This is a genomic window from Suicoccus acidiformans (assembly GCF_003546865.1).
GTDB lineage: Bacteria > Bacillota > Bacilli > Lactobacillales > Aerococcaceae > Suicoccus > Suicoccus acidiformans.
In genome coordinates this window covers 317,424-333,293 of the sequence record NZ_CP023434.1, presented here as the reverse complement: position 1 = coordinate 333,293, position 15,870 = coordinate 317,424, and the positions used below count along the sequence as shown (strand labels likewise).

Genomic DNA, 15,870 nt, shown 5'->3' with positions numbered 1-15,870 from the left:
TGTAACCATAACTACTCTAGTATTACCGACTATTATTGAAGTAATCCACAACCGATTAGCCTGACGTAGCTCATTCAGACAAGCCCACAAGTTTAAGTCGCTTAAGGCAATCCCTGAACAAAAGGCGAACGCTTTGAGCTTTTAGGCTTATTTTTGCTAAGAAATGCGGTATAATAGAAACATAAAGGAAGGAGGGAGCAAGTTGGAGCGGCAAAAGGAAGCATTTCGAGGGATCGTTGAGAAAGCAAAGCTGATTCAAGCAGAAGAACCGGTCTTGGCCTACGCGAAAATTAGGGTTGATAGTGATCAAAGCCTTCACTGCCTAATAGCGAAGAAACCGTTAACTTTTCTCTATGAAGTGCAAGCAGATGATGAAATTAGCGTGTATGGCCATTTCAATCAGCAGAAGCAGTTTGTCGTTGAGCGCTACTTATCTTCGTCAAAATATGCCCAAGCACCTGATTACCCCGCCCATCTTGAATACCCTCACAAGAAAGACTGAAGGAGGATTCATTTGACTGACCAATCTAATACACCGCGCGAAAGTCGCGCTGAAATTAAAGCCAATATCGAAGCCAAGCTGACCCTCCTACCTGATTTACCCGGTTGCTATATCATGTACAACCAGGCAGATGAAATTATTTATGTCGGCAAGGCCAAGAATTTGAAAAATCGTGTGCGCTCTTATTTCCGAGGTGCTCATGATACTAAAACAACCAAACTCGTCTCAGAGATTCACCATTTTGAAACAATTATTACCAACAGTGATAAAGAAGCGCTGATTCTTGAGATTAATCTGATTCAAGAATATAAGCCTCAATATAATATTAAGCTTAAGAACGGGACGATGTACCCCTATTTGAAAATTACGAAAGAGAAAGATCCACAGCTCATTATTACTAGTGACGTCGTCAAAGATGGTGGCCAGTATTTCGGACCCTTCCCGAATGTCCATGCAGCCACCAATACCCAGCAAGTCCTCCACCGAGCCTATCCATTGCGCCGGTGTCCGAAGAATGAGAAGCGGGCTTGCTTCTACTACCACCTCGGCCAGTGCATCGGCTGCTGCGACCATGAAGTGAGCCAGGAAGAATATGCCGAGCAAATTAGCAAAATTCGCCGTTTCCTCAATGGTGATGTGGCAGAGATTAAACAAGCCCTGCAAGAGAAGATGCACCGGGCAGCGGAGAATATGGAGTATGAGCAGGCAGCTGATTTCCGCGACCAGATTAATTATATTGAAACTACCGTTGAGCGCCAATCGATTATGAGCGAAGACTACGACAACATGGACGTCTTCAACTACAGCATGGATCGCGGTTACTTGTCCATCCAAGTATTTATGTTGCGCCAAGGCTCGATTTTGAAACGGAAGGCAGCCATCTTCCCAAGTTATGGTAATCCTGAAGACGAGGTAACGACCTTTATTGCCCGCTTTTACCAGGAGGAGGCCCAATTGAAGCCGCGGGCGATACTCGTGCCGAGCGATGTTGATCATGAACTTTTGGAAGACTTCTTAGATTTACCCGTATCCACCCCCCTCCGGGGCAAAAAACGCAGCCTCTTGGAATTAGCCGAGAAGAACAGTAAAATTCAGCTCGACGAGAAATTCCGCCTTATTGAAATGAGCGATAAAAAGACCAAAGGCGCTGTTCAAGAACTGGCCGAGCTGCTATACATCCCTCAAGCTGAATATATCGAGGCCTTTGACCATTCCAATACCCAAGGGAGCAATAACGTTTCGGGCATGGTAGTCTACCGTCATGGTAAGCCTGAACGCAAAAACTACCGCAAATTTAAAATCAAATCTTTCGAAGGCGCTGATGAATTTGCTGCTACCCAAGAAGTTATCCGACGCCGCTATAGTCGCCTACTTCGGGAAGAGAAACCCTTGCCTGATTTAATTCTTATGGACGGGGGCAAGATACAAATCCGAGCAGCCCGCGATGTCTTGGAAAATGAATTAGGCATTGCCATCCCTGTTGCCGGTATGGTCAAAGACGACCGCCATAAAACTGCGTCCCTTATGGACGGATATAGCGAAGAACTCGTCGAGGTAGACCCCCGAAGTGAAGCCTTCCACTTATTGCAAAGAATTCAAGAAGAAGTGCACCGCTACGCCATTAGCTATCACAGAACGTTGCGTAGTAAGACTACTTTCGGTTCCATTCTGGATGACATTCCCGGTGTCGGACCGAAGACCCGGACGAAACTACTCAAGCACTTCAAATCGCTTAAACGTATTCGTGAAGCGACTACTGAAGATATTACTGCTCTTGGTATTCCTAAGCCGACCGCCGAACGAATTATCGAAAGTTTAAATGAAAGCGAACCAACTGTTGATTCCAATACCGTCTCCACATCATAGAAAGGAGCCTTATCATGCGCGATTTCTTCCGTTTAGCAACTGCCGTTGCAACATTTCTCACACTCGCCTTTACCTTTATCCAATGGGTTAAAGACGACGAAACAGCCTAAAACTCACCGAGTTACTGCAGTTAGTTACCTAGAGGCCTGAAGCCTTAGACTAGAACCACCTTACTCCGCCAATATTGAGGAGAAGGTGGTTTCTCACGATACATTGCTTTATTCGTTTAAATATAACTTCCATGCTATAATCATATTAAACATACAATAAAGGAGTAAGGATATGGCGGATAAAATCTATGTACTAGACTTTGGGAATCAGTATTTAAGTGACATCGTCGACTATATTAAGCAGACAGGTTATCAGGTAGAGACAGTAGAGCGAGGCTATACAGCCGCATCCATTCTGGCGGATGCCGAAGCTCAGGCGGTTGTCTTACTTGGAGGATACGAAACGGTCTACCCGGACGATATCGATCAAATTGACCCAAATTTATTTAAAAAACTAAACTTGCCAATTCTCGCAACTGGCCGTGGGATGCAAGCCATGATTCATATCCTCGGTGGCACAGTAACACCTGTCGGTGAGGTGCACGAACCTAGTCCTGCACAACTGACTGTCCATAACTTAGAGTCTGGCCTTTTTAAAGGACTCATGAATCAATACGAAGTTCAATTAGGTTACGATGCAGCAGTATCTAAGTTACCGGAAGACTTTGTAGTAGTCGCCAACGGCCCAAATCGGCCATACGGTGCCATTGAGAATAAAGCTCAGAAAATTTACGGCGTCCAGTTTGAACTCAACGTTAAAGAAGATACCCTTGCCCAAGGGATTCTAAGCAATTTCTGCGAGCAAATTGTGCGTGAAGGTAAAGTCTAAACTATCAAAAAACTCTCCAAAGCAGACGCTTGATATATCTGCTTTGGGGAGCTTTTATTTTAACGACGGATAATGGTCGCTGTGCCATAGTGGAGGTAGTTTTCAATATTATCAAGGGAAGTGATTACCGCAGGGGCACCCTCTGTCTGTTCAACAAATTGAATCGAGGCTTCAACTTTCGGCAGCATGCTGCCCGGGGCAAATTCTCCGGCTGAAATATATTCCCGCATTTGCGCTACTGTAACGTCATTCAAGGCCGTTTGATTCGGCTGATTGAAATCGAGATAAGCATGATCTACACCGGTTAGAATAATTAAGGAGTCAGCTTCAACAAGTTCAGCTAGTTTGGCAGACGCGAAATCCTTATCAATAACCGCTTCAATCCCTTCATAGGCTTGACCTGATGCTACTACTGGCACGCCACCGCCACCAGCAGCAATGACGATGCAGTTGTTATCTAAAAGCGTACGAATAACATCAGCCTCAAGAATATCTTGTGGCTTCGGTGAAGGAGCGACACGGCGGTAGCCCCGGCCCGCGTCTTCTTTAAAGATATGGCCCGTTTCCGCAGCTTCTGAAGCGGCCTGTTCTTGGGTTAGGAAGGGTCCAATGGGTTTCGTTGGTTCATCAAAAGCTGGGTCATTGGCGTCGACAACGATTTGCGTCACTAAGCTGACGACCTGTTGGTCTATCTTCGCTTCTTTCAGCGCTTTTTGCAGTTCATTTTGTAACCAGTAGCCAATACTGCCTTGGGTCATGGCAACACAAGTATCCAAAGGCATGGCTGGGTTTTTAGGTGAATCGGCTGCGGCTTGTTGCAGCAGTACATTTCCTACTTGGGGACCATTTCCGTGGCTAATAATAATCTGGTAGCCTTGCTTCACAAACTCGACCAAATACTGCGCCGTACGACTTAAGGCAGCCTTTTGCCCTTGTGCTGTTGAATCATCAGTCAGAATAGCATTCCCACCCCAGTGCTACAACAATTCGCTTCATAATATTCCCTCCCATTGATAAACTAAAGATTCTTAAACTTTCAGCATGATACGCCTTTCAGGACACATTCGTCAAGTAATTTCACTATATTCAAATGAAATCTCATTAAAAGTTCAAAAAAACAGCACCTGCAAGGCAGATGCTGTTCGTTAAAGCGCTTAGTGGAAGACCATTACCGGTGTTCCGATTTCAACATATTCATAAATGGTAGCAACGGCACCTAATGGTGTATTAATACAGCCAAGTGAGCCACTGTTTACCCATATATCGCCACCAAAGGCACCTTGCCATGAGGCGTCATGGATACCTTGGGCTTGGTCGTCAAAGCGAATCCAATAGCTAACAGGTGTCGAATAGTTCACGTTGTAGAATGGATTGAAACCAACTAAGTTTGTATTGGTTAACATCTCGTTGACCGCATTGGCACCTGGAACGGTTTCAGCGCCCATCTTTCCAGAGACAATTGGCGTTTCAACAATCAGTTGACCTTCATAGTATAACCACATTGTTTGGTAAGTCAGGTCAATTTCAATGTAAGTATCGCCAATTTCATCTGTCGTACTACCCACGTTACCTGTACTATAGATTGCTGGTTCGTGAACTAAAGTTTCACCCTTTTCAAGAGCTGATGCAATATTCTCTGCTTCTGCTTCAGTGTCAATGCCCCAACCAAGGATTCCTGGTGGTACCTCAACGGTACCTTGCATGGTGGACTCGAATTGCCGCGTTTTGCCAAAGGTTGAAACATCTTCGTTAATCGTTTCTAAGTAGGCTATAACTTGTGAGCGATCAATGACAATGTCATTATTGTCAGCAAAGTGAATCCACTCTTCAATCGTCTCACTTGGAATGGTAATATCTTCATCTTCGAATTGCAGGGTTACTTCCGTTTGCTTGGTGTCTTCAATTTCTTGGAGAAGACCTGTTACTTCTTCACTATTGGCATATACTGTTGGCTCATCATAAGCATCTTCTAAGGCAACCGAGTCATCATTCGCTTGAATACTGTCAAAAATTGCGTCCCCTAACCGGTCGTAATCAATCGCATTGCCACTCTCTGCTTCTTCAACATAGTAGCCATCTTCTTCAGAATAAAGAATCTCCGCATTGCGAGCTGCTTCACGGCCCTCATTGGTAATCCCTTGAGCAGATAAATCTTCAGCGAGTTTCGCCTCATCAATATCCACTTGATCAGCTAAGGTTGCCTCAGCACTCTCTGCTTGGACAATATTCCCTAACCAATTCGCTGGATTTTGTGCTAAATATGTCGCTTTTAAAGCCGACTGGGTTTTATATTCTGGAGCTAAATCTCCGACGGTGACCCGACCAACTTCTTGGCCACCTTCTTCAAGAACAATTTCTCGGCTTGAAATATCACTTTCTATCTTTGCTTGTGCTTCATCTAAGGTTAAATTGCTAATATTAACAGAGGTAAAGCTGGTATTTGGCATAAATTTCTCCGCATAAAAGCCGACGCCTGCCATATAGCCCACTCCAAGAACAAGTGCGCCTGTTAAAGCAACTTTAATCCCTTTCTTCATTCTGCCACTCCTTTAACAAGTAATTATTAAGTATTTATAAAGTTTCTCACTTATATAGATTACCATAATTCTGCAAAAAATAAAGGGCTTTGCTCATAAATTCAAAAAGTTTTTTGAGTTTATGTGGATGAATACGTTTGCTCAAGGATATTCTTAATGCCTTCCCATTAAATGCTCATAGTCTTCCCCCTCCTAAACAATTACCTATACAGCTTGGGTAAAATCAGCGATATAAGCTAAACTTCTCCAAAAATATACACCTCAATGAATATCATTATTGCTGAACGTTGATACGACTGCATTATTCAGAAGAGCTTATTATCAGCATGTAAATTTCGCCTTATATTCACAAAGTTGCACCAATCATTAATTAACGAATGATGGAATAAAGTATTTATGTTTATTTCTTGTATTGTATAAAAAGGGGGAATATACATTATAATTCCTAAAAACCCCAGAAGCTTCATAGCTCCTGAGGTATGTTGGCAATCGTGACAAAGATTAGTTTCCTTCAGCCAAACGTACGATGTTCGCTACAAATGGCGCTTCGTGAGTTTCGATATTCTTCAATAGACCTTGGCCGAAACGTTCAAAGTTAGCATTGACGCCAAGAATATGACCACTTGGATCTGTCATAGCATCAATCGCTTGGACGTCTTCAAAGTAATGAGCATAAGTAGAAAGCACTTGCTCACCAACTTTGGCCATATCTGCTTCTAGAGTTAAGGTATATGAAGCAAGGGCAGTGGTGTAGCTACCTTCTTCAGCAAAGGCAGTTGTTTGATGAACATTGGCTGGAACAATCGCAGAGATAAATTTGCCGTATGGATTCTCGCGGTAAGTTAAGTGGGTACCTGCTTGGACTTTGCCAAATTCTATAAGACCACTGCGAACAAAGCCGGCCATCGACGCACCGATTGCAAGAACGTACTTATCTTGGATAAAGGCTTCGATTTCTGCTTGCATGTCTTGAATAACGCGGGCAATTGCTTGACCATAATGCATACGGTTAGACAGAATAGATCCATCAGGGAAAGCAAGAATATCATAGTCAGCCAAACGTGCTTTCAATTCATCAATCGATGCTTGATAAGCCAATTCTTCTTTAATAATGAAGAAATCAACATTTGGTGTGTATTGCTTAAAGCTTTCGTACAGATCATACTCACCATTTACACCGTTCATCACGGGAATTAAGACCTTTACGTCAGACGTAAAGCCTTCAGCTGGTGCAAGTGGGGCTTTAACCTCTTGAACTGCTTGAAATTCAATTTCGGTGAAGACATCTGCAAGTGGCTTCGTATACACATCAGCTAAATCAGCTAAGTCGTATGCTTGATCGATTTGGACTTGGGAACCTTCACATGTCTTTGCTACCACAACAGCTCCTTCAAGGTCAGTGTCGCTTGCTACTTCAATTAAGAAGCCTAGAGCACCTTTATGGCCGACAAATTCTGGCTCCATTTCAAAGGCAATATGGTTACCTAGGGCCATTTCCACTAAGTTTAATTCAACCGTCTTCTCATTTAAGGTCGAAATAGCCCGCACTTGACCTGCTTCGATTAAGGCTGTCACTTGTTCAAACATAGCCTTCATAGCCGCTTCATCAAAGGTATCGTCTGCCAAGCGTTCCACTTCTAATAAGATAACTTTTGAATCAGTGGCTTTTAATTCACGAGAGTTTACAGCATCCACTTTAGTCGCAGCCACTGCAAAGCTAATGACAGAAGGTGGGACCGTTAAGTCCTCATACGTACCACTCATACTGTCTTTCCCACCAATAGCACCTAAGCCTAGTTGCTTCATCGCTTTAAAGGCTCCAAGTAAGGCTCCAGCAGGTTTACCCCACTTCTCAGGAGTCTCTGTTGATTCAAAGAATTCTTGCATGGTTAAACGAGCTTCTTGGTAAGGCACACCTAAGGCTACTGCCTTAGCGACAGAATTCAACACAGCATAGTAAGCACCGTGGAATGGTGAGGCGCTAGCTACATCCGGCAAGAAAGAACCAGCCATAACTGATACGGTTTCGGTTTCATGACCTAAAGTAGGAATCTTAGCAACCATTCCTTCTTGAGTCGTTAGACGACTTGCGCCACCAAATGGAGCGAGCACCGTTCCTTTACCGATGGAGAAGTCAAAGTTTTGGCCGAGGGCGCTTTGGCTTGTATAGCGAATATCCGTTAATTGCTGCTCAATAGAGCGATCTTCTTCATAATGAGCTGCAATACTGCTTGCTTGGATATTAGCAATTGTTTCTTTGGCACCACCGTTAGAATCTAAGAATGCCCGTTTCAAACGCAGTACTTCTTCACCCTCATAAGTCATCACCATGTACGGTGAGTCGGTCACTTCTGCAACGATGGATGCTTCCAAATCTTCCGCTTCAGCTAAAGCAACAAAGGCATCTACATCTTGCGCATCAAGAACAACGGCCATCCGCTCTTGTGATTCAGATAGGGCGATTTCACTTGGATCCATGCCTGCATATTTCTGTGGCACTTTATCCAATTCAATCGTCAGACCATCTGCTAATTCACCGATGGCTACAGATACCCCACCGGCGCCAAAGTCATTACATTTCTTAATTAAACGCGTAGCCTCGCTTTGACGGAATAAACGGATAATCTTACGTTCAATCGCAGGATTTCCTTTCTGTACTTCCGCACCTTGGAGTTCCATCGATTTATCTGTTTGAACTTTAGAGGAACCTACCGCTGCCCCGAGTCCGTCACGGCCAGTGCGACCACCAAGTAGGATGATTTTATCACCAGGTTCAGAGTCTTTACGAATGACATAGCTCTTAGGCGCTGCGGCAACTAAAGCCCCTAATTCCATACGCTTGGCTTCAAAGCCTGGATGGTAAAACTCTTGTACGAAACCAGCTGATTGGCCAATTTGGTTGCCATAATCACTGTAACCTTCAGCTGCCCGTTGGGTAATAACCCGTTGAGGTAATTTGTTCGGTAAGGTTTCATCGTAAGCTTTCGTAGGATCCGCTGCCCCGGTAATTCTCAAAGCTTGATGCACGTAGCTACGTCCAGATAGAGGGTCACGAATTCCCCCACCAATACATGTCGCTGCGCCGCCAAATGGTTCAATCTCAGTTGGGTGGTTATGCGTTTCATTCTTGAAGTACAACAAGTAATCTTCTTCTTCGCCGTCCACATCAACTTTAATATTGATACAGCAAGCGTTCACTTCGTCAGATTCATCCACATTCGTCAACAGGCCTAATTTCTTAGCATATTTAGCATTGATAGTAGCCATATCCATTAAGCTTACTTTCTTTTCACGCTCGCCGTAAACTTCACTGCGTACAGCATTGTATTCTTCTAAAGCGGTAAGAATCGCTTCTTTATAGTGGCCATCTTCTACTTCAATTTGGCTAAGTTCTGTTAAGAAGGTTGTATGGCGGCAGTGATCAGACCAATAGGTATCGATCATCTTCAATTGGAAGATTGTCGGGTCAACGCCTTCCTCACGGAAATATTCTTGAACAACGCGAATATCGCTCATATCCATTGAATACTCTTCGAGCAATTTAGCTAATTGACTCTCATCGAAATCGATAAAGCCCTCAACTTGACGTAAATCTTTCCCGCTAGAAACACCCATATCATAAGACAAGGCACCAAAGTCAACCAGTTCACTTTCGGTTTCATTAATAAAGTAGTCTTTGAAGACTGCCATATCAGCTTCAGAAGCACCTTCAAGACGTACGATATTAGAGTGATGCAAGGTCATATCATAGCCATAGATATTGCTGACGAAGCGGTTAGTCATCTCAGACACTTCATCGTATTGGCCTAACACTTGACGGTAGCGGAAGCTCTCTAGAGTGTCGTAAGCCTCTAAAGTATCCACTAATTCATACGTGTCAAATAATTCCTCAGCAACGACTGCCCCATCGCCACCTTCAAATTCAAAGACGTGATATTCCGTAATTTGTGAGATATTCGTCAAGTTCAAAAAGTTATGTGCTTCTTTCAAAAGAAATGCTGATGCACCTTTCAGCACAACGATAAATTGACTCATGGGTTTCCTCCTTTTATCCTTCTATAAAGTACGCCGCTAATGCTAAAGGCTCAATGCTCTCGTCGCCTTTAAACACCCGCATGTTCCCGCCTGAAATCTCGTCAATGAGCATAATTTGCCCCATCTCTTGCTCTAAGCCAAATTCTAACTTCAAGTCATACAACTCTAAGCCCTTAGTGGCCAACTCTGCCTGAATAAAGTCAGCAATTTGAGCGTTCAAGCTTTCCAAAGTCTCATAGTCCTCCTTAGACAAGATGCCCAGTTGGTCTAAGGCATCTTGACTAATAAAGGGATCGCCACGCTCATCGTCTTTCAAGGTAACTTCCATGTAAGTATCTAGCGGTGCACCTTCTTCAATATAATCACCGAAACGGCGATAGAAAGAGCCTACTGCACGGTAGCGTGTAATAACTTCCAGGCCTTTGCCAAAGATTTGTGCATCGCGTACGGTCATAAAGTTGCCGTCTAAATCACTTGAAATATAGTGGGTGAGAATGCCTTCAGTATTCAACTTCTCAAAGAAATACGCAGACATGCCGAGGTTCTTTTGGCCAACGCCTTCAATCGATAAGCCTACTTGATTCGCGCCCGGATCGAATTTCCCATCTTCTCCGGTGACATCGTCTTTAAATTCCAGGACTGTTTGCCCTGCATCATTGCGGTAAACATTTTTGGTTTTACCTGTGTAGATTAATTCCATCGCCGTCTCCTTTACCTAATTGTTCATTCAATATAGCAATCGATACATGCGTCCCTAACGCTGACCGCAGGTCTCACAAGTATTTTTCTGCTATAGGGATTATAGTTCCTTCCTAGCAGGAAAACACCTGCAAAACCATGGTGCTGGCTAGTGATATGAATGCCATTCTAAAGCGTATCTTTTCAAGCAACACAAGCCAGCTTCATTGCTAATGAGAATACCTAGACTTGTACTTATGGGTGCTGAGTCACCCATGAGATAAATTATTAAACTTGGTCAAATTTCGCCTCCCAGGCTTTTAAGAAGTCTGATTCTGCCAATATGTCTTCTAAATGCTTTGGCCCCTGGCTTAATAAGGTGAAGTGGCCCATCTTGCGTTGGGCTTTGGCTTCTCCTTTATCATAAATATGAACCATTGCTTCCGGATAGTGGCTAAATACTTCCGGCAAGTCTGCCATATGCTGGCCTAGTATGTTAATCATTAAAGCCCGCTCCATCAGTTGCACAGGCACGATTGAGCGACCCGCAATTGCCAGAATATGTTGGTCATATTGCGAGACATTACAAGCTTCAATACTGTAATGGCCACTGTTATGCGGTCGGGGAGCAATTTCATTAACCATTACCCCGCCCGCTTCATCAATGAAGAACTCAACGCCACAAACACCAACCAATTCGCCGGCTTCAGCCAGGCGCTTAGCAGCGTCGTGCATCTTGGCAATAACATCTGCACTTACCTCTGAGCCCGCAAGGCTACTGTAGAGAATACCTTGGCGATGCTGATTCTTAGTAATCGGGAAGAATTCAATTCTACCATCAATACTGCGACTCACCATTACCGAGGCTTCATAGGTAAACTGAACGAAAGCTTCCAGAATATAATCCGTATCATCGGTGAAAGGTACCCCATCAATATCCTCAGCTGCTTTGAGTAAATACTGGCCCTTGCCATCATAGCCAAAGCGGTTCGTCTTTAGAATCGCTGGATAACCGAAGTTAGCTAGGGCAGCCTGCAAATCCTCTGGACTACTTACTTCACAAAAAGCTGCCGTTGGACAGCCGATTTCGTTAAGCCAAGTCTTCTCGCGCAAGCGGTTTTGGGAAACGAGGAGAAGTTTACTTCCTTGAGGTAGGTAAGCTACTTGCTCCAGTTCTTTCAATAGTTCCCCATTGATATTCTCGAATTCATAGGTTAATACGTCCACATCTTTGGCAAAAGCTAGCAAGGCATCCCGGTCATTAAAATCCCCTACCGTATGGGCGTGCGCTACGCCAAAGCCACAGGAATCAGGATTAGGATCGTACATGGCTATCCGATAGCCCATTTTCTGAGCAGCTTGGGCTAGCATCTTGCCTAGTTGGCCTGCTCCAATGATGCCAATCGTAGCGCCTGGTAGTAAAGTTTTAGTCATAGAGCGTTTCACTACTTTCTTGGGCTGCTTGACGGGCATTGTCCCGGTATTCGGCTAAGTTAGCCGCCACTTCGGCATTCTCAATGCTTAAAATTCGCGCTGCCATTAAGCCCGCATTCTTCGCGCCGGCTTGGCCAATAGCCATCGTGGCGACCGGCACACCTGCCGGCATTTGAACGATGGATAACAGGGAATCCATGCCGCTTAAGTTACTTGACTTCATCGGCACGCCAATCACTGGCAAGGTCGTCTTAGCCGCAATCATGCCCGGTAAGTGGGCTGCTCCCCCGGCTCCGGCAATAATCACCTTATAGCCTGCGTCACGAGCACCCTCAGCAAAGCTGAACATCTCATCCGGCATACGGTGAGCAGAAACAACTGCTTTCGTATAGCTCACCCCTAACTGGTCTAAGAGCTCGCAAGCTCCTTGCATTTGCTCCCAATCGGAGGTGCTTCCCATGACTACTGCGACATCTGCCTGGTTCGTCAATTTAATTGCTCCTTTCCCGGTGTAAACCAATATCTGAACGGTAGAAACTTTGCGGTAAGTTTACTTGATCCACTTGTGCGTAAGCGGCTTGACGGGCCTTAGATAAATTCGCGCCTTCAGCCGTCACCATCAATATGCGACCGCCATTAGCCACTAGATCCGTCCCACTCTCCTCTGCTTGAACCCCAGCGAAATAGATATCTTCCATCTTGGCTGCTTGAGTAAAGCGGATTGGCATCCCTTTGGCATAAGCTTCCGGATAACCTTCAGCGGCAACAATAATGCCCAAGTGGGTTTCAGGACTGAGGTTTACCTCATAAGCTTCCGCTGCTAAATGCGCTTGAATTAAATCATAGAAATCATCTTGAATCCGTGGCAAAAGAATTTGTGTCTCAGGATCACCGAAACGTGTATTAAACTCGACAACCTTCAGCCCCTCTGCCGTCAACATTAAGCCACTGTATAATACGCCGGTAAATGGTTCGCCGCGACGCACCATCTCTTCAGCAACTGGACGAACAATCGTATCCAAGACTTCTGTCTCCATGGCTTCATCAAACCAAGGTACCGGAGAGAAAGCTCCCATACCGCCAGTATTCAAACCTTGGTCATTGTCACTCACCCGCTTATAATCACAGGCACTCCCGACTGGGATAACTGAAGTTCCGTTGATTAAAGTGAAGTAAGAAAACTCTGGACCTACCATAAAGTCTTCGATAATAACCGGTAATTTCTCCTCCACTAGGAAGCGCTCCAAGGTTGCCTGAGCTTCGGCCATGCTTTCAGGAATTACTACCCCTTTACCAGCATACAAGCCGTCGATTTTAATAACAGCCGGCAAGCCCTTGCCTTCCAAATAGGCCCACGCTGCTTCCATATCACCTGCATTGAAATATTCATAGGAAGATGTGGGCACTTGAGCCGCGTGCATAACTTCCTTAGCAAAGGCTTTCGATGACTCCAATTGACTGGCGTATTTGGTCGGTCCCACAATCGCTTGGCCAGCTGCACGAAAGGCATCCACCAGGCCAGCCTCAAGGGGTCGCTCTGCACCGACAAAGGTTAGTGCAATTCCTTCTTCTTGGGCAAATGAAAGTAAAGCGTCGCTATCATCCATGGCTAAGGCAACGGTTTGAATCTTGTCAAACACCATACCAGCATTACCTGGAGCAACGAATACAGTGCTAACTTGCGGACTTTGACTAAAGGCACGCGCTAGAGCATGCTCACGGCCTCCTGAGCCGACGATGAGTACTTTTTCCAATGGTAACCCTCCTAGTGGCGGAAGTGGCGCACGTTGGTCATAACCATGGCCATTCCTTTATCATTACATACTTTCACACTATCCTCGTCACGAATTGAACCTCCCGGTTGAATAACCGCCGTAACCCCCCGCTCATGTGCTAAGGTGACGGTATCATCCATAGGGAAGAAGGCATCACTAGCCATAACGAAGGTCTCCCGTAAACTGGCGTCTTTTTCGGCAGCTTGGTCTAGAGCGATTTCGGCTGAACCGACCCGGTTCATTTGGCCCGCTCCCACACCAAGGGTCATATATTCATTTGCTACGACAATGGCATTACTTTTCACGTGTTTGACGATTTTCATTGCGAAATTCATTGCCTTCACTTCACTGGCTTCCGGGGCACGCTCCGTTGCAACTTCCCATGCGTCTGGTAGAGCCGTAATTGCTTCCTGAGGTAATTCCTCTGAGCGATCCGTATCTTGAACAAGTAAGCCCCCAGGAATCGACACAAATTCTTCTTTCGGTTGTTCCTGACGCTTATTAAAGTCAACGGTTAATAAGCGCAAGTTCTTCTTCTTGGTCAAACGTTCCATCGCCGCCTCTTCAAAACTTGGGGCGATAATAATCTCTAAGAAAATCCCTGCTAAAGTCTCTGCTAAAGCTGCTGTCACTGGACGGTTTACAACGACGATCCCACCAAAAATCGAAATCGAATCAGCTTGATAGCAACGATCAAAGGCTTCTTCAATTGTCTCACCCAGACCAACCCCGCATGGGTTCATATGCTTCACCGCTACCGCAACTGGCTCATCAAATTCTCCGGCAATTTGTAAGGCAGCATTAGCATCTTTTAAATTGTTATAAGATAGTTGCTTGCCATGATGCTGCTCGGCAGCTGCAATTGAGAAGGCTGGTAGATTCACTGCCTTGTAGAAACTTGCGGCTTGGTGACTATTCTCACCGTAGCGCAAGGTTTCTTTCTGATCATAGGTTAAAGTGATATGTTCCCAAGCTTGGTCAGCTTCATTGGCTTGAACTGCTGCTTGGCTTAAGTAATCGGCAATTAATGTGTCATAGTGTGAGGTCAACTCAAAGACTTTCTTCGCTAAATAAGCTCGGAATTCTGGACTGGTCTCGCCTTCAGCTTTAAGTTCTGCCTCCAAACGCCCATAGTCGCGTGGATCGGTAACGACAGTTACAAAGCGGTAATTCTTCGCAGCACTTCTTAACAAAGTTGGCCCACCAATATCGATATTCTCAATAGCGGTTTCTAAACTTACGTCCTTCTGGCTAATCGTTTCTTTAAAGGGATACAAGTTAACGATAACATAATCAATCCAGCGAATATCATGGGCTTGGACAGCTGCTTGATGTTCTGAATTATCCCGCAAGGCAAGGATGCCACCATGAACTTTCGGATGCAAGGTCTTTACCCGACCATCCATCATCTCCGGGAAACCTGTATAAGCGTCCACCGTCTCCACAGGTATTCCAGCGGCTTTAATTGCTTCATAGGTTCCACCAGTGGATAACAAAGCAATCCCTTGATCTACTAAAACCTGAGCCAATTCAATAATCCCTGTCTTATCAGACACACTTAATAGAGCCGTTTTCTTCATGTCAGCTTAATCCTCTCTTCTTTCTTCGATAATTTCTTGGAGTGTCGCTGGGTAAAGGCGGTGTTCCACTTGATGAATTGCTTGAGCTAAATCGTCAAGTGACCAGTCCGCTTCAATCCTAACCTTCTCCTGAACAATAATCTCGCCTGTATCAATCCCCGCATCGACCCAGTGAATTGTCACACCCGTCTCAGCGACTCCTGCTTCATAGGCATCTTGAATACCTTGACGGCCAGGAAAGGCTGGTAATAATGACGGATGGATATTTACAATCGCTTCGGGATAGGCTTCTAACAAAGGTTCACCTAAGATTCGCATAAAACCTGCCAGCACAATCAGTTCGACCTTTCGTTCTTTGAGAAAAGCAACAATCGCTTCCTCCCAAGCTTGTCGACTTGGACAGTCTTGCGGTGCCAAGACAAGGGTATCAATACCTGCCTGCTCAGCCCGTTCAATGACTCGGGCACCCGCTTGGTCACAGAATAAGGCAACCAATTCTACATTAAGCTTACCGGCTTGGACTGCATCGATGATTGCTTGCACATTGCTTCCACTTCCGGAAGCAAACAGCGCTAACCGCATGA

The 15,870-nt window shown here is 45.0% G+C and carries 12 protein-coding genes; 3 read left to right on the top strand and 9 right to left on the bottom strand.

From position 1 onward, the window contains the following. The first annotated feature begins 202 nt into the window (after nt 1-202). The 3 genes from CL176_RS01620 (at nt 203) to CL176_RS01610 (ending at nt 3,247) form a co-directional block, all read left to right on the top strand. Nucleotides 203-502: a hypothetical protein gene (locus CL176_RS01620; protein WP_118989741.1), complete on the top strand. Its 300-nt coding sequence runs from the start codon at nt 203-205 to the stop codon at nt 500-502. A gap of 12 nt (nt 503-514) precedes the next feature. After that, the gene (uvrC, locus tag CL176_RS01615) at nt 515-2,368 is read left to right on the top strand and encodes an excinuclease ABC subunit UvrC (RefSeq protein WP_118989740.1); all 1,854 of its coding nucleotides are present in this window, start codon (nt 515-517) and stop codon (nt 2,366-2,368) included. 282 nt (nt 2,369-2,650) lie between these two features. Next, nucleotides 2,651-3,247, top strand: coding sequence for a glutamine amidotransferase-related protein (locus tag CL176_RS01610; protein WP_118989739.1), 597 nt, complete (start codon nt 2,651-2,653; stop codon nt 3,245-3,247). 59 nt (nt 3,248-3,306) lie between these two features. On the opposite strand, the gene arcC is transcribed toward CL176_RS01610, so the two are convergent. The 9 genes from arcC to purN form a co-directional block, all read right to left on the bottom strand. Then, nucleotides 3,307-4,206 (bottom strand): carbamate kinase, encoded by a 900-nt coding sequence (gene arcC / locus CL176_RS01605; RefSeq protein ID WP_118989738.1) that lies wholly within the window; start codon nt 4,204-4,206, stop codon nt 3,307-3,309. A 195-nt stretch (nt 4,207-4,401) separates the two neighbouring features. Further along, on the bottom strand, nt 4,402-5,784 hold the full coding sequence (locus CL176_RS01600) for a L,D-transpeptidase family protein (protein ID WP_118989737.1): 1,383 nt from the start codon (nt 5,782-5,784) through the stop codon (nt 4,402-4,404). 501 nt (nt 5,785-6,285) lie between these two features. After that, the gene (locus tag CL176_RS01595) at nt 6,286-9,819 is read right to left on the bottom strand and encodes a phosphoribosylformylglycinamidine synthase subunit PurQ (protein ID WP_118989736.1); all 3,534 of its coding nucleotides are present in this window, start codon (nt 9,817-9,819) and stop codon (nt 6,286-6,288) included. Between the two features lie 13 nt (nt 9,820-9,832). Beyond that, the gene (locus CL176_RS01590) at nt 9,833-10,519 is read right to left on the bottom strand and encodes a phosphoribosylaminoimidazolesuccinocarboxamide synthase (protein WP_118989735.1); all 687 of its coding nucleotides are present in this window, start codon (nt 10,517-10,519) and stop codon (nt 9,833-9,835) included. A 266-nt stretch (nt 10,520-10,785) separates the two neighbouring features. Next, complete coding sequence (gene purK / locus CL176_RS01585; RefSeq protein ID WP_118989734.1) at nt 10,786-11,931, bottom strand: 5-(carboxyamino)imidazole ribonucleotide synthase; 1,146 nt, start codon at nt 11,929-11,931, stop codon at nt 10,786-10,788. Further along, nucleotides 11,924-12,391: a 5-(carboxyamino)imidazole ribonucleotide mutase gene (purE, locus tag CL176_RS01580; protein ID WP_118991543.1), complete on the bottom strand. Its 468-nt coding sequence runs from the start codon at nt 12,389-12,391 to the stop codon at nt 11,924-11,926. The genes purK and purE overlap by 8 nt, the downstream gene beginning before the upstream one ends. Nucleotides 12,392-12,422: 31 nt before the next feature. After that, the gene (purD, locus tag CL176_RS01575; RefSeq protein WP_118989733.1) at nt 12,423-13,685 is read right to left on the bottom strand and encodes a phosphoribosylamine--glycine ligase; all 1,263 of its coding nucleotides are present in this window, start codon (nt 13,683-13,685) and stop codon (nt 12,423-12,425) included. Nucleotides 13,686-13,696: 11 nt separating this feature from the next. Continuing rightward, nucleotides 13,697-15,286: a bifunctional phosphoribosylaminoimidazolecarboxamide formyltransferase/IMP cyclohydrolase gene (gene purH, locus CL176_RS01570; RefSeq protein ID WP_118989732.1), complete on the bottom strand. Its 1,590-nt coding sequence runs from the start codon at nt 15,284-15,286 to the stop codon at nt 13,697-13,699. 6 nt (nt 15,287-15,292) lie between these two features. Then, the gene (purN, locus tag CL176_RS01565) at nt 15,293-15,868 is read right to left on the bottom strand and encodes a phosphoribosylglycinamide formyltransferase (RefSeq protein WP_118989731.1); all 576 of its coding nucleotides are present in this window, start codon (nt 15,866-15,868) and stop codon (nt 15,293-15,295) included. Nucleotides 15,869-15,870: the final 2 nt, after the last annotated feature.